A 23604-nucleotide genomic window follows, 5' to 3' on the forward strand; every position below is an offset into this window, starting at 1 on the left:
TAGGGCGCGATCAGCGATGCACCAGCGTGCCTGCGCCTGCCTGGGTGAAGATTTCCAGCAGCATCGCATGCGGCACCCGCCCGTCGAGGATAACCGCGGCGTCGACGCCCCCCTCAACCGCAGTGATGCAGGTTTCGAGCTTGGGGATCATGCCGCCGGTAATCGTGCCGTCAGCGCGCAGCGCCTCGATCGCCGCTGGATCGAGATCGGTGAGCAGATCGCCGCCCTTGCCGAGCACGCCCGCCACATCGGTGAGCAGGAACAGCCGCGATGCGCCAAGCGCCGCCGCAATCGCCCCCGCCATGGTATCGGCGTTGATGTTATAGGTTTGGCCGTCCGCGCCAATGCCGATCGGGGCAATCACCGGGATCATGCCTGCGCCCGAGATCGTGTCGATCACGCTGCGATCGATTGCCTCGGGCTCCCCCACAAAGCCCAGATCGACCGCGCGCTCGATATTGCTGTCGGGGTCGCGCGTCGTGCGTTCGACCTTCACCGCACGGACGAACCCGCCGTCCTTGCCCGAAATGCCGATCGCGCGACCGCCCGCCTGGCCGATCCAGGCAACGATTTCCTTGTTGATCGCCCCCGAAAGCACCATTTCGGCGACCTGCGCGGTCTGCGCATCGGTGACGCGAAGCCCGTCGACAAAGCTCGATTCGACGCCCAGCTTTTTCAGCATCGCGCCAATTTGCGGCCCGCCGCCATGGATGACGACGGGATTGATGCCGACCGCCTTCAGCAGCACCACATCCTCGGCAAAATCGCGCTGGAGCTCACGGTCGCCCATCGCGTGACCGCCATATTTCACGACGAACGTCTTGCCCGCATAACGCTGCAGATACGGCAACGCCTCGGTCAGCGTTTCCGCCTTGGCGAGCATGGCAGGATCGGGGGCATGATTGCGGGTGGGTTTCGTCATGCGGCATCCTCTACCCAATCCGTCACCGCAGCGAAAGCTGGGGTCTTGCGATCAGGGTATACGAGAAGTCGCGCCCCTTACGTGTCACCCCGGACCTGTTCCGGGGTCCACCGCACAACAAATGCCGACGCGGATTGGGGATAGGTAGACCCCGGAACAAGTCCGGGGTGTCGCATTTTTGTGGAGGTTGCCAACGCCCAATTGGCGACTTTGAGGCTACTGCCGATATCTGCCGCGTAGATGGCTTAACGCGATCAGTTTTGGCCCTAGCCAATTCAAGAGTGCAACAGTGCACACGGCCGCAACAACGGTGCGCAAGATCGAATACTCTGCAAAACCGAACGAGCTCAATATCTGAAGAAGAGCGAACATTACGGCAACAAAGGCGAGCGGATAAAATAGAATCGACTTCATGCCACTCTCCACTTCTATTCCCGTTCCTTTTATGTCTTTGGCCCGACGCTTGCAATCTGGTTCGTACAATCAACAACTTGGCTGCCCATACGGCCATTCTCCGCCGAGTCGTCATACAAAGCGCCCGAACCGCGAAAAACCAACCCCGGCCACCGCCCGATCCCCACCACCAGGTAAATCAGCGCCGACAAGAACTTGCGTAGGCCGGAGCTTACTGTATCGTCATAGCAACACACGTCGAGAGGTAGTTGCCATGGGTGAGAGCGAGAGCATGACGACCCGCGCGCAAATCGAAGCAGTGCTTCGAGATTTAGACCACAAGGAAAGGGAATTTGAGATAGGGATTGCGAGAGCCGAAGCTGAGTTCAGCGCAAATATGGCGAAAGGTCGAGCCGAGTTTCACGCAGGAATGGCGAAGACGCGAGCAGAATTTCAACGGATGCTAAGCGAGTTGAGCTAGTTCGTTCCGGACGGCAGATTCCCACCACCTTCAGTCGTTACGCCTCCGCCCGGTCCAGCCACCGCCCGATCCCCACCACCAGGTAAATCAGCGGCGGCACCAACACCGCTGACAGCACCACTTTCGCCAGCATCTGCCCCGCGAGTAGCGCGCCGATCGGGAAGATGCCCCAGAAGGCGATCGTCACGAACAGCAGTGTGTCGACGATCTGCGAGAGCACGCTCGCAATCCCGGCGCGCAGCCAGAGCAGCCCGCCGCCGTCGCGCCGCAGCCATGAGAAGATCGTGACGTTCAGCGTCTGGGAGATGCCGTAGGCGACGATGCCGCCCAGCCAGATGCGCGGGGTGCCGCCCATCATCAGTGCAAAGGCGTCTCGCCGCGCAGGCTCCATTTCAGGCGCAGCGGGCAGCGACAGGATGATGAAGGAAAGGATGATCGACGCGATCAGCGGCACAAAGCCGAAGCGCACCAGCCGGTTGGCAACCACCGTGCCGTGGAGCTCGGCAATCGCGCTGGAGACGATCACCAGCAGCAGGAAAGCGAAGATCCCGGCCTCCACCGCCAGCGGCCCGATGCCGACCAGCGGGCCGAGCGCCGAGATCGGCCCGAGCGACACCTGTTTGTTGCCGAGCACGCCTGCCAGGCACACCATGCCGCCATAAAAGATCGAAAGCGCGAAGAGCGAGCGCGGGATGCGGAGGTGGGTGTCTTTCATCGTCACGATTGCTAGCGAGATTTACGCGCCCGTCAAACGGACGAGGCGGATTGGCAGACTGCGTTCGCTACAAACCTCCGTTCGCCCTGAGCGCAGTCGAAGGGCAAGCGCAACGCGTGGGCTTCGACTGCGCTCAGCCCGAACGGGGTTGGGCCGGTTGGTCAACCGCGTTAACGCTCTAGCCCAACGCCACAACCGCTGTATGCTAGCTCGCTTGCGCAGCCGGGGGGCGGCGTGTGTGGATTTGCGCGGGAAAGCCTGAATGAACCAAACGCTTATCGGCCTGTCGGGGATCGCGGTGATCCTGTTCGCCGCCTTTCTGCTGTCGAACAACAAACGGCTGATCCGCCCGCGCGTGGTGATCGCCGCTTTCGGCCTGCAGGTCGCGATGGCGGTGCTGGTGCTCTATGTGCCCGTCGGCAAGGCCGTGATCGAGGGGATGGCGACGGGGGTCTCCGCGCTGCTCGGCTATGCCGCTGCCGGTACCCAGCTGATTTTCGGCAAGCTCGCGACCGACCCCACCTTCGGTTCCGCCTTTGCCTTTTCCGCGCTGCCCGTGATCATCTTTTTCGCCGCTCTGGTGGCCGTTCTCTATCACCTCGGCATCATGCAGTTCGTGATCAAATATGTCGGCGGCGCGATCGAAAAGATCATCGGCGTGTCGAAGGTGGAGGCGCTGTGTGCCGCGGCCAACATCTTTGTCGGCCAAAGCGAAGCGCCGCTGGTGATCGCGCCCTATTTGCCGGCGTTGAAGCCGCCGCAATTGTTTGCGGTGATGTCGGTCGGCATGGCGGGCGTGGCGGGGACGATTCTGGCCGCTTATGCCGCGTTGCTGGGGCCGACGGCACTCCCCTATCTGCTCGCCGCATCGTTCATGTCAGCCCCCGGCGGGCTGTTGATGGCCAAGATCATCATGCCCGATGTGCCGCCGGTGCCCCCGTCGGACGAGGTCGACGGTGAACCGGTCGAGATCGCCGACCCGGTCGATCCGGTGCTCGAGGTGGAGCGTGCCGAAAACGTTATCATGGCCGCTGCCAATGGCGCGCAGACCGGCGTTAGGATTGCGGTCGCGGTCGCGGCGATGGTGCTGGCGTTTGTATCGCTCGTCGCGCTCGCCAATGGGCTGCTCGGCGCGGTGGGGAGCTGGTTCGGTTACCCCACGCTGACGTTCCAGTGGCTGCTGGGGATCATTTTCTCACCCTTCATGCTGCTGCTCAATATTCCGGCGAGCGAGGCGGCCGCGGCGGGTAGTCTGGTCGGCACCAAGGTGGTGCTGAACGAATTCGTCGCGTTCATCGATTTGGGCCAGATGAAGAACCTGTCGGCACGCACCACTGCCGTCGTCACCTTTGCGTTGTGCGGCTTTGCCAATTTCCTGTCGATCGCGATCCAGATCGCCGCAACGGGCAGCCTGGCCCCCAACCAGCGCCCGATGATCGCCAAGCTCGGCATCCGAGCGCTGATCGCGGGGACGCTCGCGAATTTGATGAGCGCGGCACTGGCGGGGATGCTGATCAGCTAGACCTTGGGGGAGGTGAAGATGGCCGAGTTTGAAAGTGACAGCAACCAGCCTGCTGCGACGCGCCATGGGCCGGAGCATATGCTGGAAAGGCTGATCTTCTTTTCCGACGCGGTGTTCGCAATCGCGATCACACTGCTCATCATCGAAATCCATGTGCCGCATCTGGAAGCGGGCGCGAGCAATGCCGATTACATCAACGCATTGCTGAAGCTGACACCCAATTTCATCGGGTTCATCATCAGTTTTTTCGTGATCGGCGCGTTCTGGGGTGGGCACCACCGCGCCTTTGGCTGTGCCGCGCATTACAGCGACAAGCTGGTCCCCGCCAATATCCAGCTGTTGCTGACGATCGCGGCGATGCCGTTCTTCACCGCATTTGTGAGCGAATACAGCAACCAGCGTGTGCCCGTGGTGCTCTATTGTAGCTGGCTGCTGCTCACTGCCTTGCTTAACCTGCGACTGGGGCGACTGGCGACATCGCCGCCGGTGGTCGATCCCAGCGTGTCGGCAGAAACGATCGCGGGTATTCGACGTAGGGGGCTCGCCACGGTGCTTGGGGCGGCAACCGCGATCATCGTCGGGGTATTTTCGCCCCAGCCGATCATCGCCCAGGTCAGCCTGATGTCGATCCCGCTCTGGCGGGTCGTGCTTGGCTGGCTGGCGCCCAAGCCCAGCGCAAGCACCTAGCGCAGATCGGCCAGCGCGGCGCCTGCGATCTCGTCATCCTCGGCGGAGGTCGCGCCCGATATACCGATCGCACCGATGATCTTGCCGCCGACGATGATCGGTCGCCCGCCCGCAATCGGGACTGCGCCCGGCAGCGCCAATGTTGTCACGCGCCCTTCAAGCACGGCCTTGGCCATCGCCGCAGTCGGCGTACGGAAGCGCGCGGCAGTACCCGCCTTCTCCTGCGCGACGAGGATCGACCCATATTGCGTATCGTCGAGCCGAGCGAAAGCGACCAGGCTCGCGCTCGGTTCGACGATGGCGACCGCGATGCGCAGTCCGCGCGCCCGACCGGCCGCAAGCGCGCGATCGACCAAGCGCTGCGCCTCTGCCAGCGTGATTGACGCACCATAAGGGGGTGCAGGCGCTTGGGCTGGCGTCGTTGCAGGGGCGGCTGACACCGGTGTTGCCTGCTGGGCGACGGCAGGCGCGGCGACAAGCGCCAGTGCCGCAAAAATCACTCTCATCATCGCGTCGGCTCCGGTTCGGCACCCGAATAGTCATAGAAACCGCGTTTGACCTTGCGGCCGTACCAGCCCGCTTCGACATATTTGACGAGCAGCGGTGCAGGGCGAAATTTAGGATCGCCGGTGCCGTCGTGCAGCACGCGAATGATCTCCAGGCAGGTGTCGAGCCCGATGAAATCGGCGAGCGTCAGCGGCCCCATCGGGTGGTTCAAGCCGAGCATGCACGCGGTATCGATATCGCGCATCGTCGCGACGCCTTCACCCAGCGCAAAGATCGCTTCGTTGATCATCGGCATCAGCACGCGGTTGACGATGAAACCCGGCGCATCATTGGCGTGGACGATCGCCTTGCCGAGCGACTGGCCGAACGCCTCGACGCTCGCGACGGTCGCGTCGGAAGTGGCGAGGCCGCGGATCAGCTCGATCAGCCCCATCACCGGTACCGGGTTGAAAAAGTGGACGCCCATGAAGCGGCTGGCATCGGGTGCGGCCTGCGCCAGCCGGGTGATCGGTATCGACGAGGTGTTGGAGGCGAGGATCGCATCGGCGCGCATCACCTTGCCCACCGCTGCGAAGATCGCGCGCTTGATTTCTTCGCGCTCGGTGGCGGCTTCGATTACGAGATCGCACGGCCCCATCGCCTCGACGCTCGCGACCGGCGTGATCAGCGCGAGCGCGGCGTCGCGGGCTTCACCGGTGATCTTTTCCTTGGTGACCAGCCGTTCGAGCGCCTTGGCGATTCCCGCCTTGCCGGCCTCGGCGCGGGCGAAATCGACATCGGACAGCAGCACCAGATAGCCCGATTGTGCCGATACCTGCGCGATCCCCGCGCCCATTTGCCCTGCCCCAATAACGCCGATCGTCTTCATGCTCGCTCCTGTCCGTTGACGCGGGGCATATCGCCGCCAACCCCGTTTGCGAAGCAAAAGAAGCGCGCCGCTGTTACGGTGCCGTGCGTGGTGCCTGCGCTTCGGCCAGGATCAGCGCGAAACGGTCATCGGCATCGGTCCATTCGGCGATCGGCGTCCAGCCACCGGCACGGAGCAGGATGCGCGCGTCGCGGGGGCCGTATTTATGGCTGTTCTCGGTATGCACCGTTTCCCCCGCCGCCATCGCAAAGGGCCGCCCCTCGATCGTGAAATCGATGTCGCGCTGCGCCTCGAGATGCATTTCGATCCGCGATCGCATATCGTTCCAGATCGCGCGGTGGCGAAACGCCTCGACCGGGATCGTCCCGTCAAGCTCGCGGTTGATCCGCTCCAGCAGGTTGAGGTTGAACGCCGCCGTCACGCCTTGCGCATCGTCATAAGCGCGCACCAACACGTCTTCGTCTTTCAGTCGGTCCATGCCGATCAGCAGCATCGCACCGGTATCGAGCCATTTGCGCATGGCCCGCAACAGATCGACCGCCGACGCCGGGATCATATTGCCGATGGTCGACCCGGGGAAAAAGCCGAGCTTGGGGAGATCTGCGACACCAGCGGGCAGTGCGATCGGGTGCATGAAATCGGCCTCGATCGGGTGAACGGGTAAACCGGGGAACGCGGATGACAGCGCGGCTGAGGATTCGCGGAGGAAATCGCCCGAGATATCGATCGGCACATAGGCGGCGGGATCGATTGCGCGCAGCAGCAAAGGCGTTTTGGCGGAGGAGCCCGACCCGAATTCCACCACCGCACGGCCTGCACCGATGCAGTCAGCGATTGCCGGGCCGTTGTCGCGGAGAATGCCGGCCTCGATCCGGGTCGGGTAATATTCCGCTAGGTCGGTGATCTGCTCGAACAATTCAGAGCCGCGCCGATCATAAAACCAGCGCGCCGGAATGGCGCGCGGTCGCATCGCAAAACCGTTCAGCACATCGGCGCGAAACGACGGATCGGCCAGGCTCGCCTGGCCATCTTCGATTTCGGGTTTGAGCACGCTTACAGATCCTTTGCCAGACGGACGCCGGTGAATTGCCAGCGCTGATGCGGGTAGAAAAAGTTGCGGTAGCTCGCCCGCGCGTGACCGCGCGGGGTGGCGCAGGAGCCGCCACGCAGCACGCACTGCCCGCTCATGAACTTGCCATTATACTCACCCACAGCACCTTCGGCCGCGCGAAAACCCGGATAGGGGCGAAAAGCACTGCCGGTCCATTCCCACACATCCCCAAAAAATGCCGGGCCAGAAATAGCAGGCCGTGGTTCGACTGGACCTGCCAGATCGAGCTGATTGCCGCTTTCAGGATCTTGCGATTGCACGGCCGCTTCCCATTCGGCCTCAGTCGGCAACCGGGCGCCGGCCCAGCTGGCATAGGCATCGGCCTCATAAAAGCTGATATGCGTCACCGGTGCCGCCGGATCGATTGCGCGCCGTCCATCCAGGCCGAAGCGAGTCCAGCCGCCGTCGCGTTCTTCCCAGTAAAGCGGTGCGGTGATCCCCTCGCGCTGGACCCAGGCCCAGCCATCGGCCAGCCAGTGGCGCGGGTCTCGATAACCGCCATCGGCAATGAAGGCTGCCCACTCGCCATTGGAGACAGTGCGGTCGGCCAGCGCATGCCGGGCCAACAGCGTCTGATGACGCGGCCCCTCGGCATCAAAGGCGAAACCGTCACCATCGTGGCCGATCTCTACGATGCCACCGGGATGTTCGACCCAGTTGATCGGACTTGGCATCGCCACCGGCACCTTTCGCGCGGCTGGCCATAGCGCGGGTTCGATCGGGTTCTGCGCAAGAAGGTGTAATATGTCCGTAATCAGCAGTTCCTGATGCTGCTCTTCATGATGACAGCCCAGCGTGATCAGATCGCGTGCCGCCGAAGGCAGATCGGGGATGGCCGTGATCAGCGCCAGATCGATCGCCGTCCGGTATTCCCGCACCGCCGCCAGTGTTGGCCGCGTGATCATCCCGCGGCGTCCCCGCGCTTGGCGAGCGCCTTCCGCTTCGTAATAGCTGTTGAACAGGAACGGGAACTGCGGATCGTGCAGCTGATAACCAGGCACGAAATCGCGCAGGACAAACGTCTCAAAGAACCATGTCGTGTGGGCGAGGTGCCATTTCGTGGGCGAGGCATCGTCCATCGACTGCACGCTGGCATCGGCGTCGGACAAAGGAGCGACCAGGGCCGTCGACAGCGCCCGCACCGATGCATAGCGTTCCGCCAGCGCAAGCGGATCGGCAACGCTGTGGCGTTCTGTCTGCATGGTCGTCCCCTTCGATCTCGTGTTGCGCAGCGCCCTAGCGCGACGCCCCGGGCACCCAAAGAACGTCGCCACCGGCCGGAGTGTTCACCAATCGCGCGCAGACGAACAGAAAATCCGACAAACGGTTGAGATAAGACACCGCTTGGGGATTGATGGGCACGATTCCTGCCGCCGCCACCGCTGCGCGTTCTGCCCGACGAACAATCGCGCGGGCGAGATGAAGCGAGGCCGCCCCCGATGTGCCACCGGGCAGGATGAAGCTGGTGAGCGGCGCGAGATGGGCATTCATCGCGTCGATTTCCGCTTCGAGCCGGGCGACCTGGCTCGGCACGATCCGCAACACCATCTCCGACGGGGTGAAATCATCGCCCGGGGTCGCCAGATCGGCGCCCAGATCGAACAGATCATTCTGAATCTGCGTGAGCGCGACCGAGATGGCGCTGTCTTCGATCGCGAAAATGGCAACGCCGATCGCGCTGTTCGCCTCATCGACATCGCCGATCGCGATGAGCCGCAAATCGGTTTTGGCGACGCGGGAGCCATCGACAAGCCCGGTCGTGCCGTCATCGCCGGTGCGGGTGTAGATTCGGTTGAGCTTTACCACGGGCGCGCTGGCCCCTGCGTCACGTACGACCGGTGACGAACAGGATCGCGACCACGATCAGGATCGCCAGTGCCTGGAAGAAAATCCGCTGCTGCATCATCTTGTTCGATTTCGCACTCGCCACGCTGGGGCCGGTGCCTTTAAGATCGGCTTCGGTGGCCTGCAAAAAGCTGATGATGCCGCGCACCAGCGCAACGAGAGTCGCGATCATCGCCGCGACCAGCAAAATGGCGAGAAATACTGTCATGCGGCATATCTAGGCGCTGATGGTGCCGATGCCAATGGGGAGTCGCCCGGCGCGCAGCATTTGAGCCAATGCCGCACCGTCCTGACCCTCTGCGCGCAGTAGTGCCAGCGACGGTGCTCCGTGACGCTTGGCGAGCCGCTTGCCAGATTCATCCGCCAGCAGCGCATGGTGATGATAGCGCAGCGTCGGCAGCTCGAGCAGCGCCTGCAGTAAACGGTGGACGTGCGTGGCGGCGAACAGATCGGCCCCGCGCACCACATCAGTCACGCCTTGCGCGGCATCATCGACCGTCACGGCCAGATGATAGCTCGCGAGCGCATCCTTGCGCGCGAGCACGACATCGCCGTGCGCCATGGAATCGGCAATCACTCGACCTGCAGCAGCATCATGCCAATCGAGCGGACCGGCCAAAGCGACCGCGCTTGCCATGTCGATCCGCCAGGCATGCGGCGTGGTGGCGATCCGCGCCTGCCGTTCCGCTGGGGTAAGGCCGCGACAGGTGCCGGGATAGACCGACACATCGTCCCCCGCCTGCGGTGCCCCGGCGCTCGCGGCGATATCGGCGCGGGTGCAAAAACAGGGATACAGCAACTCCATTCCGGCAAGCTGCTCCAGCGCCGCCTCGTAAGCGACTTGCCGCGTCGATTGGTGAAGGACGGGACCGTCGAAGGAGAGACCCAGCCAGCGCAAATCGGACAATATACCGGCAACATGCTCGGGGCGGCTGCGGCCGCCATCGATATCCTCGATCCGCAGCAGGAAGCGGCCCCCGGCGGCGCGTGCCAGATCATGCGCCAACACCGCCGACAGCGCATGGCCAAGGTGCAGCGCGCCTGTCGGGCTGGGGGCGAAGCGGGAAACAATCGGCTCGCGGCGATTATCAACCTGCCCCGTATCCGGCTCTTGACCGCGAGTCGCGCTGGATGTCATCATGCCGTCATCCTAGTCGGCGAAAGGCGATGGGGAGAAGGCGTTAAGGCGCATCTGGGAGGTAAAATGTATCATCCCGATCTTATCCGGCACCCGGATATGGTCCGTCATCCGGACAGTTGCCCCGCGCTTGTCCTGAATGCCGATTATACCCCGCTGAGTTATTATCCACTGAGCGTGTGGCCCTGGCAGACCGCGGTAAAAGCGGTGTTTCTCGACCGGGTCGATATCGTCGCCAATTATGAGCGAGAGGTGCGAAGTCCCACCGCGAGGCTGAAGCTGCCTTCAGTCATCGCGCTCAAGCAATTCGTCAAACCCTCGCAATTCCCCGCCTTTACCCGCTTCAACCTGTTCCTCCGCGACAAATTCACCTGCCAATATTGCGGGTCGGGTCGCGACCTCACCTTTGATCACGTCATCCCCCGTGCGCAAAAGGGCCGCACCACCTGGGAAAATGTCGTCACCGCTTGCGCGCCCTGCAACCTGAAAAAAGGCGGCCGCACGCCGAAGCAGGCCCATATGCCGCTCCATGTCGCGCCGATCCGTCCGACCAGCTGGCATCTGCAGGAACATGGCCGCCGCTTCCCGCCCAACTATCTGCACGAAACCTGGCACGACTGGCTTTACTGGGACGTCGAGCTGGAGCCCTGATCGGCGACCTGCTGCGCCACTTCACGGAGCATGGCGCGCAGCCAGCCTAGTGCCGGATCGCTGCTACGATAACGCGCCCAGACCGCAACGACGCCTAGCTTTATCTGGGCCAGCGGTGGCGCGATCAACATTAATCCCAAAGGGCCCGCCAGCCCCGCCGCAAAGGCGCGCGAGATTGTCGTCACGCTATCGGTGACCGCGACGATATCGGCAGCGGCGCGAAACGTCGGCACGATCGCGGTGATCGGCCGTTCCAATCCGGCAGCGGCAAGCTCGGCATCGATCTCCGACGCTCGGTCACCAAGCAGCGAAACCACGACGCTGGGGTAGAGGGCATAATCCGCCATCGACCATATTCCACCGCAGGGATGGCCGCGCCGCACCACCACGGCTAGCGAATCCTCGAGCAACGGTTCGGACGCCGCGCCGCGCGGCAGCGGCGTGGTATCAAGCGCGAGCGTCAGATCGATCTCTCCCGTCAGCATCCGCTCCGGCAGACCGGGGGCAATCGGCAACCATTCGATGACAATTCCGCGCGCCGCCAAGCCGATCCGCCGGACGAGCGGCGCGAGCAGCAGATCGGCCTGCGAATCGGTCATGGCGATACGCATCGTCCGCTTTTCTTCAGCCGGATCGAACGGCGGATCGGTGAGCAACGTCCGCACCTCGGCCAGCAACGCGGCTAGCGGCTGGCGCAGCGCCTCTGCCCGCGGTGACAGCATCGCCCCGCCCGGGCCACGCACGAGCAACGGATCATCGAGCAGATAGCGCAATCGCCCCAGCGCCCGGCTCATCGCGGGCTGGCTGAGCCCCACTTCGGCCCCCGCGCGCGTGGCGTTGCGATGCCGCAGGAGCGCCTCCAGCACCGGCAGCAGGTTTAGATCGATCGCGCGTAAATGCTTCTCGTGCATGGTTGATATGATGAACTTGCATTTCATTCATGGTCAAGACCCACCTACACCGCGTTCATCACGAGGAGACAAACCATGACGATGACAACCAAAGACATTCTGATGATGGGATACGGCCCTGTCGGCCGCGAGACCGTCGCGCTGTTGCAGGCGCGGGGCACGCCGGTGCGCATTGCCCAGCGGTCACGCCCCGCCGACCTGCCCGCAGGTGTTGGCTTCACGCACTGCGACATCCTCGACGCCGCGTCGGTTCGCGCCGCCGTGCAGGGGGCCGCGCAGGTCGCGGTGGCGGTTGGCTTCGACTATACCGGCAAGGTCTGGGCAAAGCGTTGGCCGGTCGCGATGCAGAACCTGCTCGATGCCTGCGCAGCTGAAGGCGTGCGGATGATCTTCTTCGACAATCTCTACATGTATGGCCCCCAGCGCGCGCCACTGGTCGAAATCATGGCACTGAGCGACACGGGCCAGAAACCAGCGGCGCGGGCGAAGATCACGCAGATGTGGCAGGCCGATGCTCGCGTGCAGGTTGCCGCGCTGCGGGCACCCGATTTCTACGGCCCCGGCGTGTTATTGTCACACATCGGCGAAACCGGGCTCGCCGCAATCGCCAAGGGCAAGCCAGCGATGTTCGTATTTTCGCCCGATCAGCCGCATGATTATGCCTATGTCCCCGATATCGGCCGGGCGATGGTGACGCTGATCGATGCGGACGACGATGCGTTCGGCCAGGCATGGCACATGCCCTGCGCCCCAACGATGACGACCCGGCAAATCCTGGCGCTCGGTGCCCGTAAGGCCGGGGTGAAGCTTCGGCTTCGCACCTTCCCCGGCATCGTCAGGCAAACGCTGGCGCTGTTCATGCCGTTCCTGCGCGAATTGGGCGAGATGCGCTTTCAATGGGATCGGCCCTATCATGTCGATGCGACCAAGTGGAAAGCCCGCTTCTGGTCGGACGTGACGCCATTCGAGAAGGGCGTTGCCGCGACGATGCGGTCATTCGCCGACTGAAGCCGCGCCGGTCAGGTCAGGTTTGCGGGAACCTTCACGCCCGACGAGCACTTGAGCCCGTCGGAGAAACATGATGGCTTTTCAACAGCTCGACCCGACCATTCCCGTCCATATCGTCGACAAGGGTGCAGGCTTTGCCTTTGCCGTGATCGATTACGGGCAGGAACATAACCTGATCTGGGTCACCGCGATAAACGATACCGGTGAGATCTGGTGCGTCCCTAATCCCCAGGTGCGACTGCAGGGCAACTGGACGATGGGCCGAGACCGGCCGACCGCCTCGGCAACCAGCGATTCCTGCACGAAGGACGATTAACTCGTACCTTTTAGAACGGTATCAGCATCTTGAACATGATCCGGCCATCCCCCAACCGACCTTGTTCAATCGCCGACGTCGCCGTCGCTTTGCCACCCAGTGGCACCACAATGCGGGGGTCCTCAACATATTTCGGTGGCAAGGGCCGCAATCGATATTGCTCATTCTGATCGGGCGACCCGCACACGACGATATCGCTGGCGGCCTTTTCCGGGCAGGATCGCGTAGTCGCCGGCTTCAGTGGCGTCGTTACCACTGTCGATCGTAGTGACGATGGCGGACCGAGCGAATCGTTCACCTGAGGCAGCAGGAGCAGCAGTGCAAGCATCATGCTAAGACCCTCATAGTATAGCCTGATTAGCACCAAAGATGTCGCTGGATCATGGCGTCAATTAGGCAGTTTGCGTGCGATTCCTGTTGCCCCGAAGCTTTGGCCGTTGACCTCGCGCTTGCCGCAGCGCAGCATACACTTATGGTTAGCCTCCCCGCGATCACCAACAATCCCGATATCCGTTTTCTCGGCAAATTGCTGGGCGATGTGATCCGCGATTATGGCGGCGCGGCGCTATTTGAGCGGGTCGAAACGATCCGCCAAGCCTCGGTCGAGCGGCATCGCGGGCTGGGCGATCATCGCGCCACAGACATGGCGCTTGACCGGCTGACGCTGGACGAGACGCTCGATTTCACGCGCGGTTTCATGCTGTTTTCGATGCTCGCCAATCTCGCGGAGGATCGCCAGGGTGTCACCGCCGAACCGGGGGCTGATCTGACCGCCGTGCTCGCCCGGCTACGGGCCGACGGGATCGATAACGCTGCCACGATCGCTCTGCTCGACAATGCGCTGATCGCGCCGGTGCTGACCGCCCACCCCACCGAAGTGCGGCGCAAGAGCATGATCGATCATCGCAACCGGATCGCCGAGCTGATGAAGCTGCGCGATGCGGGGGTTACGATCACCCCCGATGGCGACCAGGTCGATGAGGCGATCTCCCGCCAGATCGCGCTGCTGTGGCAAACCCGGGTGCTGCGGCGCGAGCGGTTGTATGTGGCGGACGAAGTCGAGACCGCGCTCAGCTATCTGCGGGACGTCTTCCTGCCCACGTTGCCCGCGCTCTATCAACGATGGGACCGCGCGCTTGGCCAGCGTACGCCAAGCTTTTTGCGCCCCGGCAGCTGGATTGGCGGCGATCGTGATGGCAACCCGTTCGTGGTGGCGGACTCGCTCCGCACGGCGCTGGGCAAGGCCTGCGAGGCGGTGCTTGGCTATTATCTTGATGCGGTCCATCTGCTTGGCGCCGAACTGTCGATCTCCAGCGAACTGACGACCGTCAGCGATGCCGTCGCCACGCTGGCTGAGGCGAGCGGCGATACGGCTGTGTCGCGGGCGGACGAACCCTATCGGCGCGCGCTGTCCGGAATCTATGCGCGGCTGGCCGCAACCCATGTGGCGCTGACGCACAAGGCTGCGCCGCGCCCCGGCGCGTTGACCGGCGCACCTTACCCCGCGCCGCATGCCTTTCGCGAGGATCTGGCGGCGATTGCGCGCGGCCTGGCGGTTGATCATGTTCCGTCAGGTGGAGGCGCTGTGCTGGCCACCGGCGGTGCGCTTGGCCGGTTGATCCGAGCCGTCGAGACCTTCGGCTTCCACCTCGCCACGCTCGACATGCGCCAGAACAGCGCCGTGCACGAGCGCGTGGTCGCTGACCTGTTGAAGGGGGCCGGGGTCGTCGATGATTATCTGGCGCTGGATGAGGACGCGCGGATCGCGCTGCTGCGCCGCGAACTCGCCAGCCCGCGACCGCTCACCAGCCCCTATGCTGCCTATAGCGACGAAACCACGTCCGAAATCGCGATCCTCCATGCGGCGGCCGAAGCCCATGCGATTTACGGTCCTGCCTGCATCGCCAATTATGTCGTGTCGATGGCGCAATCGGTCTCCGATCTGCTTGAGGTGAACCTGTTGCTGAAGGAAGCCGGGCTGTACCGGCCGCGCCTGGGACAGGATACGCCGCCACATGCCGCGATCATGGCGGTGCCGCTGTTTGAGACGATCGGCGATCTGGAGGCGGCACCCGGTGTGATGGCCGCCTATCTGGCGCTGCCCGAAATTGCCGCGATTGCACGCGCGCGCGGCCATCAAGAAGTGATGATCGGCTATTCGGACAGCAACAAGGATGGCGGTTATCTGACATCTACCTGGAGCCTCAGCCGCGCCTCGACCGCGCTGGCACCGGTGTTCGAGGCGGCGGGCGTCGCAATGCAGCTGTTCCATGGGCGTGGCGGCGCCGTAGGGCGCGGCGGCGGATCGTCCTTTTCCGCGATCCTCGCCCAACCGCCCGGCACGGTGCAGGGCCGCATCCGGATTACCGAACAGGGCGAAGTCATTGCCGGCAAATATGGCACGCGCGAAAGCGCCACCACCAATCTTGAGGCGATTGCGGCCGCGACATTGCTCGCCAGCCTTGAACCCGAAAGGCTGTCAGCGCGGGATTATGCCCGTTTTGCAGGGGCGATGGACCAATTGTCAGACACCGCGTTTCGCACCTATCGCGACCTCGTCTACGGTACCGAGGGTTTCCGCAAATTCTTCCGCCAGATGACGCCGATCGCCGAAATATCCGGCCTGAAAATCGGCTCCCGTCCGGCCAGCCGCACCAAATCTGACCGGATCGAGGATTTGCGCGCCATCCCCTGGGTATTCAGCTGGGCGCAAGCGCGGGTGATGCTGCCGGGCTGGTACGGGGTCGGCACCGCGATCGCTGCCTTTGAGGACAAGGCGCTGTTGCAGGAAATGGCGGCGGGCTGGCCATTCTTTGCAGCGATGCTCGCCAATATGGAGCAAGTGATCGCCAAATCCGACATGGGCATCGCCGCGCGCTACGCGACCCTGGTGGAGGATCGAGTGATGGCGGACGCTATCTTTACCCGGATCAGCGACGGCTGGCATCGCAGCCGTGATGGCTTGCTGCTCGCCACCGGCCAGCCGCATCTGCTGGCCAACAACCCAGCTCTCGATGCATCGATCCGGCTGCGCTTGCCCTATATCGAGCCGCTGAACCTGTTGCAGATCGAGCTGATCAAACGCAGGCGGGCAGGCGAGAAAGACGAGCGGATAGGCGAGGGCATTTTGCTGTCGATCAACGCAATCGCGACCGCGCTCAGGAACAGTGGGTAGGCGGGCGCAAGCAACGACCATTTGGAATGAGATGACGTCAGGTTGAAACAATCCCGAACCCGTTCGGGCTGAGCGAAGTCGAAGCCCAAGCGCTGCGCTTGCCCTTCGACTTCGCTCAGGGCGAACGGGCGTTTTGATTTCGAGTTTCAGGAGAACTGGCTACCGCTTCAACGGCGGCGCGGTCAGGTTGACGGCGATCGATATGCGTTCGCCCTCACCTTGCCATGGCTCAACCGCGTGGCGCAGCCAGGCGGGAAACAACAGCAATTGCGACGCGACGGGCTTGATCCGAAGCACGCGCTCACCGCCGGAGTCGCGGAACCGGAGCATCGGCGCATGCATTTCGATCATCGGCAGGCGGGGATCGTCAAACGTGATTTCGCCGCCTTCCCCCTCGGGCACCGCGACGTAATAGACGCCCGACCAGAAGCTTCCGCCGTGCACATGCGGGGCATTCGCGCTGCCTGGCGGATTGATGTTCGCCCATGCCTCGAGCAGCCAGCCGCGCCGCTCACCGGGCAGCGCCTGGGTATCGACGATGTTCGCATCGGCAAGTTCGACCATCCGGCGGATCACCGGCGCCACCTGCTCACCCGCCCAGTGTAACAATCGTGTGTCCGAATGCCAGCCGCCGACATTGGAGCGCATGACGCCTTCAGACACATCACGCCGGGCGCGGATGACCCGGGCAAGCTCGGCATTAAAGCCCGCGTCATGATCCAGCACGACGCTGATCACCGGGGTTGCGAAGGCCAGTATCTTCTGTGGTTCGGTCATGCTTGGTACTCGATCCGATCCCCGCCCTGCATCATGCCCGACATCATGAAGGTGAATCCAGAAACGGTGCCGCGATCTCCTCCCGCACCCGGAGCAGCCGCCCCGTCGCGCGATCGAGCAGCGCCCAGGTCGATACCGCCTCCACCTTCACCTTGCCATCGCTGCCGGTAAAGCGAACGTGGCGATCGAACCGCGCACCATAGGGTTTGCCGGGCACCCAGGTCTCCCCCGTCACGCTCTCGCCGGGGCCAACATTGCCACGATAATCGATCTCGTGCCGGGTGACGACCCAGATATAGGCGGCGACATGCTCGACCGGGGCCACCGTCTGCCAGTGCGCGACGGCGATATCCTGAATCCACCGCACCCACACCGCATTGTTGACATGACCGAGTTCGTCGATGTCGTCGGGCGTCGCCGTGATGGCGCGGGTAAATCGAGTCACGGGGCGTCACCAAGCAAGTGTGCGTAATCACTCGCCCAATCGCAAATTGCTATCGTAACCGGGGCAAGCGAATGCCCCAGCGGCGTCAGCCGGTATTCGACGTGTGGCGGCACCTCTGCGAAGGCATGACGATCCACGAGGCCTGCTGCTTCCAGCCGCTTCAATGACTGTGCCAGCATCTTCTGGCTGATACCTGGAAGTGCTCGTTCCAGTGCGTTGAAGCGCAGCATACCGGGTTCCAAAGCATACACGATGAGGAGAGCCCATTTGTTGCCAATGACTTGGAGCAGTCGGCGCGGTCCGCTGCTCTGGTCGAGCACACAGTCGGAGTGGACATTCATACTTACCCTCGCATCAGTAACGGACCGAAAAGTGCCTTCTTATGTAGATCGACACCAAGCTTCATAAGGCATGCTCGCGAAAAGGAGTTGCCGTTATGCCGCTTGAAGCCAATGTCTGTCCGGTCTCAACCAAACACATGATCCAGCTCCATGGGTTTGAAGAATTGTGGGGCTATGTCCAAGCTGTACACGTCGGGCCATTTGTATTCGTTTCCGGGACCGTAAGCATCGATGCAAACGGAAACCCGACCGCTGTTGACGACATGCCGACTCAGGTTGACAATGTGTACGAAAGCATCCGTCAATCATTGGCTGCTCATGGCGCAACGCTATCGCACATTGTTCGTGAAGCAATCGTCACGACCGATCTGCCGCGATTTTTGGCCGAAGGAGCGGCTCGTCGCTTGGCCGCTTTCGCTGGCCATTCCCTTCCGGCTTCGGCTCCCTGGATCGAAGTACCGCGATTGGCGCAGCCGGAGTTTATGGTTGAGGTCGAGGTCACTGCCTATCTACCTGAATTCAATCCTTTAAGTGCTGCTTACTAACCCTCCACCCCCAGCTGCCACAGCACAAAGGCGTGCTCTTCGGCGGCTTCGCGCAAACTTTCGAACCGGCCCGATTTGCCGCCATGCCCCGCGCCCATATTGGTTTTGAGCAGCAACACATTGTCGTCAGTTTTCTCGTGCCGAAGCTTGGCGGCCCATTTCGCGGGCTCCCAATAGGTGACGCGCGGATCGTTAAGCCCGCCCGAAATGAACATCGGCGGATAGTCCTGCGCACACACCTGATCATAGGGCGAGTAGCTACGGATCAGATCGAACGCCGCCTTGTCCTCGATCGGGTTGCCCCATTCAGGCCATTCGCCCGGCGTCAGCGGCAGCGATGCGTCCATCATCGTGTTGAGCACGTCGACGAACGGCACATCGGCGATCACCGCGCCCCATAGATCGGGATCCGAATTGACCACCGCGCCCATCAGCTCTCCCCCCGCCGATCGACCCGCAATCGCGATCTTGCCGGCACTCGTCCAACCGTCCGCGATCAGCCCCTTCGCCACATCAACGAAATCGGTGAACGTATTGGTGCGCTTCTCCAGCTTGCCGTCGAGATACCATTGCTGGCCCAGATCATCCCCGCCGCGAATATGCGCGATGGCATAGGCAAAGCCCCGATCGAGCAAGCTCAGCCGCCCGGTCGAAAAGCCCGGCGGGATCGCGTAGCCATAAGCGCCGTACGCATAAAGGAAGAGCGGGCGGCTGCCGTCCTTGGGGAAATCTGCCGGATAGACGATCGAGACGGGCAACTGCGTGCCGTCGCGCGCGGTGATATGCAGCCGGTCAGTGGCATATTTTGCCGCATCATAGCCCGACGGGATTTCCTGCACCTTCAGCACAGTCTTTTCGCCCGTCGCGACGTCATAATCATAGACGGTGCCCGGCGTGACCATCGATTCATAACCGAGCCGAAGCACGCTCATGTCATATTCGGGATTGTCGCCAAGGCCCGCGTCATAGCTCGCTTCGGGGAACTCGATCCGGCGCGGGGTGCCGCCGTCGTAGCTATGGATCTCGATCTGATCGAGCCCCGCCTCGCGCCCGTCGACGATGAAGAACTTCGCGAAACAGCTCACCCCGGTCATGTAGAAATCGGATGATGCGCCGATCAGTTCGATCCAGCTGCCGGGATCGCTGACCGGCGCGGTGCACAGCCGGAAATTGGGGTGAGTATCGTTGGTGTGGATGAACAGCGTGTCGCCATGCGCATCGACATCATATTCACGGCCAACCTGACGCGGCGAAACGCACACCGGCTTGGCGAGCGGATCGCTCGCGGGCACCAGCCACACTTCGCTCGTCACATGATCGCCCGTCGCGATGACGATCCATAGCCGGTCGCTCGTTTCCGACACGCCGACGCGGAAGCCCTCATCGGCTTCCTTGAACAACTCGATATCGTCGCTGACGGGGGTGCCGAGCCGGTGGAAGCGGGCATTGTCCGTCCGCCACTGATCATTGGCGAGGCCATAAAGGAACCCGCTGTCATCCGCCGCCCAGACGATTTCGGAGAGCATGCCGGGGATCACTTCGGGGAGATGCTCGCCGGTCGCAATCACCTTCACCCGTACTTCGAACCGTTCCGAGCCATTGTCGTCGATCGCATAGGCCATCAGTCGTCCGTCATTGCTGACGGAAAGAGCCCCGAGCCGGAAATATTCCTTGCCCTCGGCCAGCGCCGGTTCGTCGAGCAGCAGCTCATCGGGGCCGCCAGCAACCGGCTTGCGCCACCATTTGCGATACTGCCCGCCGGTTTCGAACGCGGTCCAGTAGAGCCAGTCGCCATCCTTTTGCGGGACGGAGCTATCGTCTTCCTTGATGCGACCCTTCATCTCTTCATAGAGCCGGTCAGTCAGCGGCTTGAGCGGCGCCATTACACCTTCAAAATAGGCGTTTTCCGCTTCGAGATAGGCCAGCACATCCTTATCGGTGACCTCTGGATAACCGGGGTCCTTCAGCCAAGCATAGGGATCGTCGATTATTACCCCGTGCGCGGTGAAGCTGAATTGGCGGCGATCGGCGCGCGGCGGCGTGGTGCTGGTTTTCATCGCATATCCCTAGCCCTGCGTATCGCGCGAAGTCGAGAGGCGGCGGCTCGACTTGAACCCGGTCGAGGGCGTAGGATGGCCACCAGCAACGACATTCAGGATTGCCCATGTCCACTTACGCCGACCGTCTCCGCGCCCTGCGCGATCAATTGAAGCGCGATCGCCTCGACGGGTTCGTCGTGCCGCTTACCGATGAGCATATGAGCGAATATGTCGGCGGCTATGCGCAGCGCCTCGCTTGGCTGACCGGCTTCCAGGGATCGGCGGGCGCGGCGGCGGTGCTGCCCGAAGCGGCGGCGATCTTCACCGATGGGCGCTATACGCTGCAAGTGCGCCAGCAGGTCGATGGCAATCACTGGGCCTATGTCGGCGTGCCGCAGACCAGCATTGCCGCCTGGCTGGCCGAGAACGCGCCGCAGGGCGCGCGGATCGGCTATGATCCCTGGCTGCACACCCGCGCCTGGGTGAACGAAGCGAGCCGCGCGCTGGCCGAGCGCGGCGCGGTGCTGGTGCCCGTCGATACCAACCCGGTCGATGCCGTCTGGCCGGATCGCCCTGCCCCCTCCAACGCGACGCTATCCGTGCATGCCGATGATCAGGCGGGGCAGTCCTCCGCCGAAAAACGCGCCGGAATCGCCGACTGGCTGGCCGCGCGCAAGGCCGATGCGGTGGTGTTGACCGCGCTCGATTCGATCGCCTGGGCCTTCAATATTCGCGGGCAAGATGTCGATCACACCCCCGTCGCGCTCGCCTACACGATCGTGCAGGCAGACGGCACCGCCGACCTGTTCATCGCACCTGAAAAGCTGACCGATGCGGTGCGGCAGCATCTGGGCAATGCGATCCGTGTGCATGATCGCAGCGAATTCGCCGCGGCGCTATCGCACTTCGCTGGCAAGCGTGTCGCCGCCGATCCCGAACGCGCGGTCGCGGCGATTTTCGATGCGCTCGATGCGGGCGGTGCGACGGTATTGGCGCAGCGCGATCCGGTGGTGCTCGCCAAGGCGCTGAAGAACCCGGTCGAGATTGCCGGGCACCGTGCGGCCTCCGCGCGTGATGGCGCGGCGCTGGCGCGGTTCCTGCACTGGGTCGAGGCCGAAGCCCCCAAGGGGGGGCAGACCGAACTCAGCTGCGCGGCCAAGCTCCTCGAGTTTCGTCAGGCATCGGGGGTGTTGCTCGACACCTCGTTCGACACGATTTCCGCCACCGGTGCGCATGGCGCGAGCCCGCATTACAAGGTGGACGAGGCTTCGAACGCGCCGCTTGAGCTCGGCCAGCTCTATCTGGTCGATTCGGGCGGGCAATATGCCGATGGCACGACGGACGTCACCCGCGTGCTGCCAATCGGCGCGCCGACCGTGGAAATGCGCGACCGCTTCACCCGCGTGCTGAAGGGCCATATCGCGCTCGCCACCGCCGTGTTTCCGCATGGCACCAATGGCGGGCAACTCGATGCCTTTGCGCGGCGACCATTATGGGAGGCAGGGCTCGATTATGCCCATGGCACTGGCCACGGCGTCGGTGCCTATCTGTCGGTGCATGAAGGGCCACAGCGGATCGCCCAGCCCAATTATCCCGGCGGTGGCCCATCCGAGCCGCTGCGCGCGGGCATGATCATTTCGAACGAGCCCGGCTACTACAAGGCGGGCGAATATGGCATCCGCATCGAAAACCTGATCCTGGTCGAGGACCGCGCGATCGAGGGGGCGGAAACACCGATGCTCGGCTTTGAAACGCTCACCTTTTGCCCGATCGAACGCAGCTTGATCGTGGCTGAGGTGCTGACTGACGTGGAACGCAATTGGCTTGACGCTTATCACGCGCGTGTACTAAAAATCCTTTCGCCACAATTGGATAGCGAGGATTTGGCATGGCTGGTCAAGAAATGCGCACCGATCGCCGACGCATCATAAAGGCAGTTATAGTTTTCGCCGTTATCGCAGGCTTTGCGATATTAGTGCCGGTTATTGGCAATGCGAGCTATGGCATTGGTTATTGGCTGGGCAGTCATTAATGCTTGTTTGGAGATCGGCTGTAGTCGGCGATCCTGGCTGAAAAGGACAACGGACCATGCCATCGCTGCTTACCACCCCGATCCATCTCGGCCCCGGCGCCAGGGCAATCGTGCAACCTGATTTCACCGGCATGGCGTGGTATCAAGGCTATGGCGAGCGCCACGATGCGGACGGTGTCGAGGGGCGGCTGGTGATGATGTACCGCTTCACCGAAAGCTGGGATTCATGGGAAATGCACCCGCTGGGTGACGAAGTGGTGGTTTGCATCAGCGGCGAAATGACGCTCCACCAGGAAATGGCCGATGGCAGCACCGCGACAGTCACGATCGGTGCAGGCGATTACGCGATCAACCCGCCCGGTTGCTGGCACACCGCCGATGTAACGGAAGAGGCGACCGCGCTGTTCATTACCGCCGGTCTGGGGACGACGCATCGTCCGCGCTGACGGGCGCATCCGCCGCAACACCGCGTGCACGCGCTTTTCGTTTTTTCAGGTTCTCGCGCAATTGTGCGGCGAGCCGTTCGGCGCGATCATCCTTTTCGCTCATGCCGCCCCTATCCCGCGCCAACCCCGCCCGCACAAGCCTTGCCTTGACAAGCACGCGCACGTCGGACCATAGCCGCGCTTCCGCCCGAAAAGCCGGAAAAATGCTGCCGTAGCTCAGTGGTAGAGCGCATCCTTGGTAAGGCTGAGGTCGTGAGTTCAATCCTCACCGGCAGCACCATTTTTATCAAAAACTTACGGTCCCCGCGGGGGCGACCGAGAGCCTTTTCCGTGATCTGGGCCACCACCCAGCAATCACGCGAAAAACACACCCGAAAATTGGCACGGTTCTAAATCACTCGGTGGCTGGCCAGTCAGTCCGACAACGAGATTCGCGCGCGTCGAGTGTCGCAGGTGGGTGGCACAGCCCCGAATGCTACCGGCAATTCGGCATCATTCTGCGGGTGAGATAGCTCATACTGGCATGCCGACCAACTGACCTCGATTTGCCAGCAAGCACGGTGTTCAGAGAAGGCCTGATCGACCATCAGCTTCTCCACCGCAGCGCAGCTTACCGTAAACCGTAGACAGTCTTGACGTGCTCCCCTGAAACTCCGCCAGTCTGAGCTAGAGTCCTTCATGAAGGAGGACGACGATGAAGCGCAGCAGATTTACCGAGGAGCAGATCAT

General features: G+C 62.7%; 24 protein-coding genes and 1 tRNA gene. 10 read left to right on the plus strand and 15 right to left on the minus strand.

Annotated features, from left to right (window positions below):
* Positions 1-10 precede the first annotated feature (10 nt).
* Both argB and B7Y49_RS01880 read right to left on the minus strand, forming a co-directional pair.
* Complete coding sequence (gene argB, locus B7Y49_RS01875; RefSeq protein ID WP_374125862.1) at positions 11-922, minus strand: acetylglutamate kinase; 912 nt, start codon at positions 920-922, stop codon at positions 11-13.
* Between the two features lie 911 nt (positions 923-1833).
* A complete protein-coding gene (locus B7Y49_RS01880) occupies positions 1834-2511 on the minus strand; it encodes a VUT family protein (protein ID WP_374125863.1) in 678 nt (225 codons plus the stop codon).
* Positions 2512-2773: 262 nt separating this feature from the next.
* Between B7Y49_RS01880 and B7Y49_RS01885 the strand changes: the two genes are divergently transcribed.
* Positions 2774-4033, plus strand: a complete 1260-nt coding sequence (locus B7Y49_RS01885) for a NupC/NupG family nucleoside CNT transporter (RefSeq protein WP_374125864.1) — start codon at positions 2774-2776, stop codon at positions 4031-4033.
* A gap of 18 nt (positions 4034-4051) precedes the next feature.
* Entirely contained in the window at positions 4052-4720 is a 669-nt protein-coding gene (locus B7Y49_RS01890; protein WP_374125865.1) for a TMEM175 family protein, read from the plus strand.
* Here the strand turns inward: B7Y49_RS01890 and B7Y49_RS01895 are convergent.
* The 7 genes from B7Y49_RS01895 to gluQRS form a co-directional block, all read right to left on the minus strand.
* On the minus strand, positions 4717-5229 hold the full coding sequence (locus B7Y49_RS01895; RefSeq protein ID WP_374125866.1) for a heme-binding protein: 513 nt from the start codon (positions 5227-5229) through the stop codon (positions 4717-4719). The two genes, B7Y49_RS01890 and B7Y49_RS01895, sit on opposite strands and share 4 nt — an antisense overlap.
* On the minus strand, positions 5226-6095 hold the full coding sequence (locus tag B7Y49_RS01900) for a 3-hydroxyacyl-CoA dehydrogenase NAD-binding domain-containing protein (RefSeq protein ID WP_374125867.1): 870 nt from the start codon (positions 6093-6095) through the stop codon (positions 5226-5228). The genes B7Y49_RS01895 and B7Y49_RS01900 overlap by 4 nt, the downstream gene beginning before the upstream one ends.
* 73 nt (positions 6096-6168) lie before the next feature.
* Complete coding sequence (gene egtD, locus B7Y49_RS01905) at positions 6169-7146, minus strand: L-histidine N(alpha)-methyltransferase (protein ID WP_374125868.1); 978 nt, start codon at positions 7144-7146, stop codon at positions 6169-6171.
* A gap of 2 nt (positions 7147-7148) precedes the next feature.
* Complete coding sequence (gene egtB, locus B7Y49_RS01910; protein WP_374125869.1) at positions 7149-8408, minus strand: ergothioneine biosynthesis protein EgtB; 1260 nt, start codon at positions 8406-8408, stop codon at positions 7149-7151.
* A gap of 34 nt (positions 8409-8442) precedes the next feature.
* Complete coding sequence (locus B7Y49_RS01915) at positions 8443-9012, minus strand: ATP:cob(I)alamin adenosyltransferase (RefSeq protein WP_374125870.1); 570 nt, start codon at positions 9010-9012, stop codon at positions 8443-8445.
* A gap of 19 nt (positions 9013-9031) precedes the next feature.
* Positions 9032-9259 carry a twin transmembrane helix small protein gene (locus tag B7Y49_RS01920; protein WP_374125871.1) on the minus strand — a complete coding sequence of 76 codons (228 nt, stop codon included), beginning with the start codon at positions 9257-9259 and terminating at the stop codon, positions 9032-9034.
* A gap of 9 nt (positions 9260-9268) precedes the next feature.
* A complete protein-coding gene (gluQRS, locus tag B7Y49_RS01925; RefSeq protein ID WP_374125872.1) occupies positions 9269-10192 on the minus strand; it encodes a tRNA glutamyl-Q(34) synthetase GluQRS in 924 nt (307 codons plus the stop codon).
* A gap of 63 nt (positions 10193-10255) precedes the next feature.
* Here gluQRS and B7Y49_RS01930 point away from each other — a divergent pair, with 63 nt between their 5' ends.
* On the plus strand, positions 10256-10840 hold the full coding sequence (locus B7Y49_RS01930) for an HNH endonuclease (RefSeq protein ID WP_374125873.1): 585 nt from the start codon (positions 10256-10258) through the stop codon (positions 10838-10840).
* Here B7Y49_RS01930 and B7Y49_RS01935 read toward each other — a convergent pair.
* The gene (locus B7Y49_RS01935) at positions 10813-11751 is read right to left on the minus strand and encodes a LysR family transcriptional regulator (protein ID WP_374125874.1); all 939 of its coding nucleotides are present in this window, start codon (positions 11749-11751) and stop codon (positions 10813-10815) included. The two genes, B7Y49_RS01930 and B7Y49_RS01935, sit on opposite strands and share 28 nt — an antisense overlap.
* Positions 11752-11826: 75 nt before the next feature.
* On the opposite strand from B7Y49_RS01935, the gene B7Y49_RS01940 reads away from it, so the two are divergent.
* Both B7Y49_RS01940 and B7Y49_RS01945 read left to right on the plus strand, forming a co-directional pair.
* A complete protein-coding gene (locus B7Y49_RS01940; RefSeq protein ID WP_374125875.1) occupies positions 11827-12759 on the plus strand; it encodes an NAD-dependent epimerase/dehydratase family protein in 933 nt (310 codons plus the stop codon).
* Between the two features lie 73 nt (positions 12760-12832).
* Positions 12833-13075, plus strand: coding sequence for a hypothetical protein (locus B7Y49_RS01945; RefSeq protein WP_374125876.1), 243 nt, complete (start codon positions 12833-12835; stop codon positions 13073-13075).
* A gap of 10 nt (positions 13076-13085) precedes the next feature.
* Here B7Y49_RS01945 and B7Y49_RS01950 read toward each other — a convergent pair whose 3' ends face one another.
* Positions 13086-13406 (minus strand): hypothetical protein, encoded by a 321-nt coding sequence (locus tag B7Y49_RS01950; RefSeq protein WP_374125877.1) that lies wholly within the window; start codon positions 13404-13406, stop codon positions 13086-13088.
* Between the two features lie 141 nt (positions 13407-13547).
* Here B7Y49_RS01950 and ppc point away from each other — a divergent pair, with 141 nt between their 5' ends.
* Positions 13548-16250, plus strand: a complete 2703-nt coding sequence (gene ppc, locus B7Y49_RS01955) for a phosphoenolpyruvate carboxylase (RefSeq protein WP_374125878.1) — start codon at positions 13548-13550, stop codon at positions 16248-16250.
* A gap of 159 nt (positions 16251-16409) precedes the next feature.
* Here the strand turns inward: ppc and B7Y49_RS01960 are convergent, their stop codons facing one another.
* The 3 genes from B7Y49_RS01960 to B7Y49_RS01970 are packed head-to-tail and all read right to left on the minus strand — an operon-like array spanning position 16410 to position 17813.
* Positions 16410-17027 (minus strand): TIGR02466 family protein, encoded by a 618-nt coding sequence (locus tag B7Y49_RS01960; protein ID WP_374125879.1) that lies wholly within the window; start codon positions 17025-17027, stop codon positions 16410-16412.
* Between the two features lie 43 nt (positions 17028-17070).
* Positions 17071-17472: a thioesterase family protein gene (locus B7Y49_RS01965; protein WP_374125880.1), complete on the minus strand. Its 402-nt coding sequence runs from the start codon at positions 17470-17472 to the stop codon at positions 17071-17073.
* Complete coding sequence (locus B7Y49_RS01970) at positions 17469-17813, minus strand: helix-turn-helix domain-containing protein (RefSeq protein ID WP_374125881.1); 345 nt, start codon at positions 17811-17813, stop codon at positions 17469-17471. Before B7Y49_RS01970 ends, B7Y49_RS01965 begins: the two co-directional genes overlap by 4 nt.
* Positions 17814-17908: 95 nt before the next feature.
* Between B7Y49_RS01970 and B7Y49_RS01975 the strand changes: the two genes are divergently transcribed.
* Positions 17909-18358 (plus strand): Rid family hydrolase, encoded by a 450-nt coding sequence (locus tag B7Y49_RS01975; RefSeq protein ID WP_374125882.1) that lies wholly within the window; start codon positions 17909-17911, stop codon positions 18356-18358.
* Here B7Y49_RS01975 and B7Y49_RS01980 read toward each other — a convergent pair.
* On the minus strand, positions 18355-20415 hold the full coding sequence (locus tag B7Y49_RS01980) for a S9 family peptidase (protein ID WP_374125883.1): 2061 nt from the start codon (positions 20413-20415) through the stop codon (positions 18355-18357). The two genes, B7Y49_RS01975 and B7Y49_RS01980, sit on opposite strands and share 4 nt — an antisense overlap.
* A gap of 107 nt (positions 20416-20522) precedes the next feature.
* Here B7Y49_RS01980 and B7Y49_RS01985 point away from each other — a divergent pair, with 107 nt between their 5' ends.
* The 3 genes from B7Y49_RS01985 to B7Y49_RS01995 all read left to right on the plus strand — a co-directional run bounded on the left by B7Y49_RS01985 (position 20523) and on the right by B7Y49_RS01995 (position 23155).
* Complete coding sequence (locus B7Y49_RS01985) at positions 20523-22328, plus strand: aminopeptidase P family protein (RefSeq protein WP_374125884.1); 1806 nt, start codon at positions 20523-20525, stop codon at positions 22326-22328.
* A 157-nt stretch (positions 22329-22485) separates the two neighbouring features.
* The gene (locus B7Y49_RS01990; protein ID WP_374125885.1) at positions 22486-22875 is read left to right on the plus strand and encodes a cupin domain-containing protein; all 390 of its coding nucleotides are present in this window, start codon (positions 22486-22488) and stop codon (positions 22873-22875) included.
* A 205-nt stretch (positions 22876-23080) separates the two neighbouring features.
* Positions 23081-23155, plus strand: a tRNA-Thr gene (locus B7Y49_RS01995).
* Positions 23156-23604 lie beyond the last annotated feature (449 nt).

Origin of the sequence: Sphingomonas sp. 28-62-11, from assembly GCF_002278865.1 — a bacterium.
Taxonomy (GTDB): Bacteria; Pseudomonadota; Alphaproteobacteria; order Sphingomonadales; family Sphingomonadaceae; genus Sphingomonas.

Excerpts from the sequence above, each read along its gene's own strand:
- argB (WP_374125862.1), bottom strand. The coding sequence starts at position 922 with ATGACGAAACCCACCCGCAATCATGCCCCCGATCCTGCCATGCTCGCC.
- B7Y49_RS01880 (WP_374125863.1), bottom strand. The coding sequence starts at position 2,511 with ATGAAAGACACCCACCTCCGCATCCCGCGCTCGCTCTTCGCGCTTTCG.
- B7Y49_RS01885 (WP_374125864.1), top strand. The coding sequence starts at position 2,774 with ATGAACCAAACGCTTATCGGCCTGTCGGGGATCGCGGTGATCCTGTTC.
- B7Y49_RS01890 (WP_374125865.1), top strand. The coding sequence starts at position 4,052 with ATGGCCGAGTTTGAAAGTGACAGCAACCAGCCTGCTGCGACGCGCCAT.
- B7Y49_RS01895 (WP_374125866.1), bottom strand. The coding sequence starts at position 5,229 with ATGATGAGAGTGATTTTTGCGGCACTGGCGCTTGTCGCCGCGCCTGCC.
- B7Y49_RS01900 (WP_374125867.1), bottom strand. The coding sequence starts at position 6,095 with ATGAAGACGATCGGCGTTATTGGGGCAGGGCAAATGGGCGCGGGGATC.
- egtB (WP_374125869.1), bottom strand. The coding sequence starts at position 8,408 with ATGCAGACAGAACGCCACAGCGTTGCCGATCCGCTTGCGCTGGCGGAA.
- B7Y49_RS01920 (WP_374125871.1), bottom strand. The coding sequence starts at position 9,259 with ATGACAGTATTTCTCGCCATTTTGCTGGTCGCGGCGATGATCGCGACT.
- gluQRS (WP_374125872.1), bottom strand. The coding sequence starts at position 10,192 with ATGATGACATCCAGCGCGACTCGCGGTCAAGAGCCGGATACGGGGCAG.
- B7Y49_RS01930 (WP_374125873.1), top strand. The coding sequence starts at position 10,256 with ATGTATCATCCCGATCTTATCCGGCACCCGGATATGGTCCGTCATCCG.
- B7Y49_RS01935 (WP_374125874.1), bottom strand. The coding sequence starts at position 11,751 with ATGCACGAGAAGCATTTACGCGCGATCGATCTAAACCTGCTGCCGGTG.
- B7Y49_RS01940 (WP_374125875.1), top strand. The coding sequence starts at position 11,827 with ATGACGATGACAACCAAAGACATTCTGATGATGGGATACGGCCCTGTC.
- B7Y49_RS01945 (WP_374125876.1), top strand. The coding sequence starts at position 12,833 with ATGGCTTTTCAACAGCTCGACCCGACCATTCCCGTCCATATCGTCGAC.
- B7Y49_RS01950 (WP_374125877.1), bottom strand. The coding sequence starts at position 13,406 with ATGATGCTTGCACTGCTGCTCCTGCTGCCTCAGGTGAACGATTCGCTC.
- ppc (WP_374125878.1), top strand. The coding sequence starts at position 13,548 with ATGGTTAGCCTCCCCGCGATCACCAACAATCCCGATATCCGTTTTCTC.
- B7Y49_RS01960 (WP_374125879.1), bottom strand. The coding sequence starts at position 17,027 with ATGACCGAACCACAGAAGATACTGGCCTTCGCAACCCCGGTGATCAGC.
- B7Y49_RS01970 (WP_374125881.1), bottom strand. The coding sequence starts at position 17,813 with ATGAATGTCCACTCCGACTGTGTGCTCGACCAGAGCAGCGGACCGCGC.
- B7Y49_RS01975 (WP_374125882.1), top strand. The coding sequence starts at position 17,909 with ATGCCGCTTGAAGCCAATGTCTGTCCGGTCTCAACCAAACACATGATC.
- B7Y49_RS01980 (WP_374125883.1), bottom strand. The coding sequence starts at position 20,415 with ATGAAAACCAGCACCACGCCGCCGCGCGCCGATCGCCGCCAATTCAGC.
- B7Y49_RS01985 (WP_374125884.1), top strand. The coding sequence starts at position 20,523 with ATGTCCACTTACGCCGACCGTCTCCGCGCCCTGCGCGATCAATTGAAG.
- B7Y49_RS01990 (WP_374125885.1), top strand. The coding sequence starts at position 22,486 with ATGCCATCGCTGCTTACCACCCCGATCCATCTCGGCCCCGGCGCCAGG.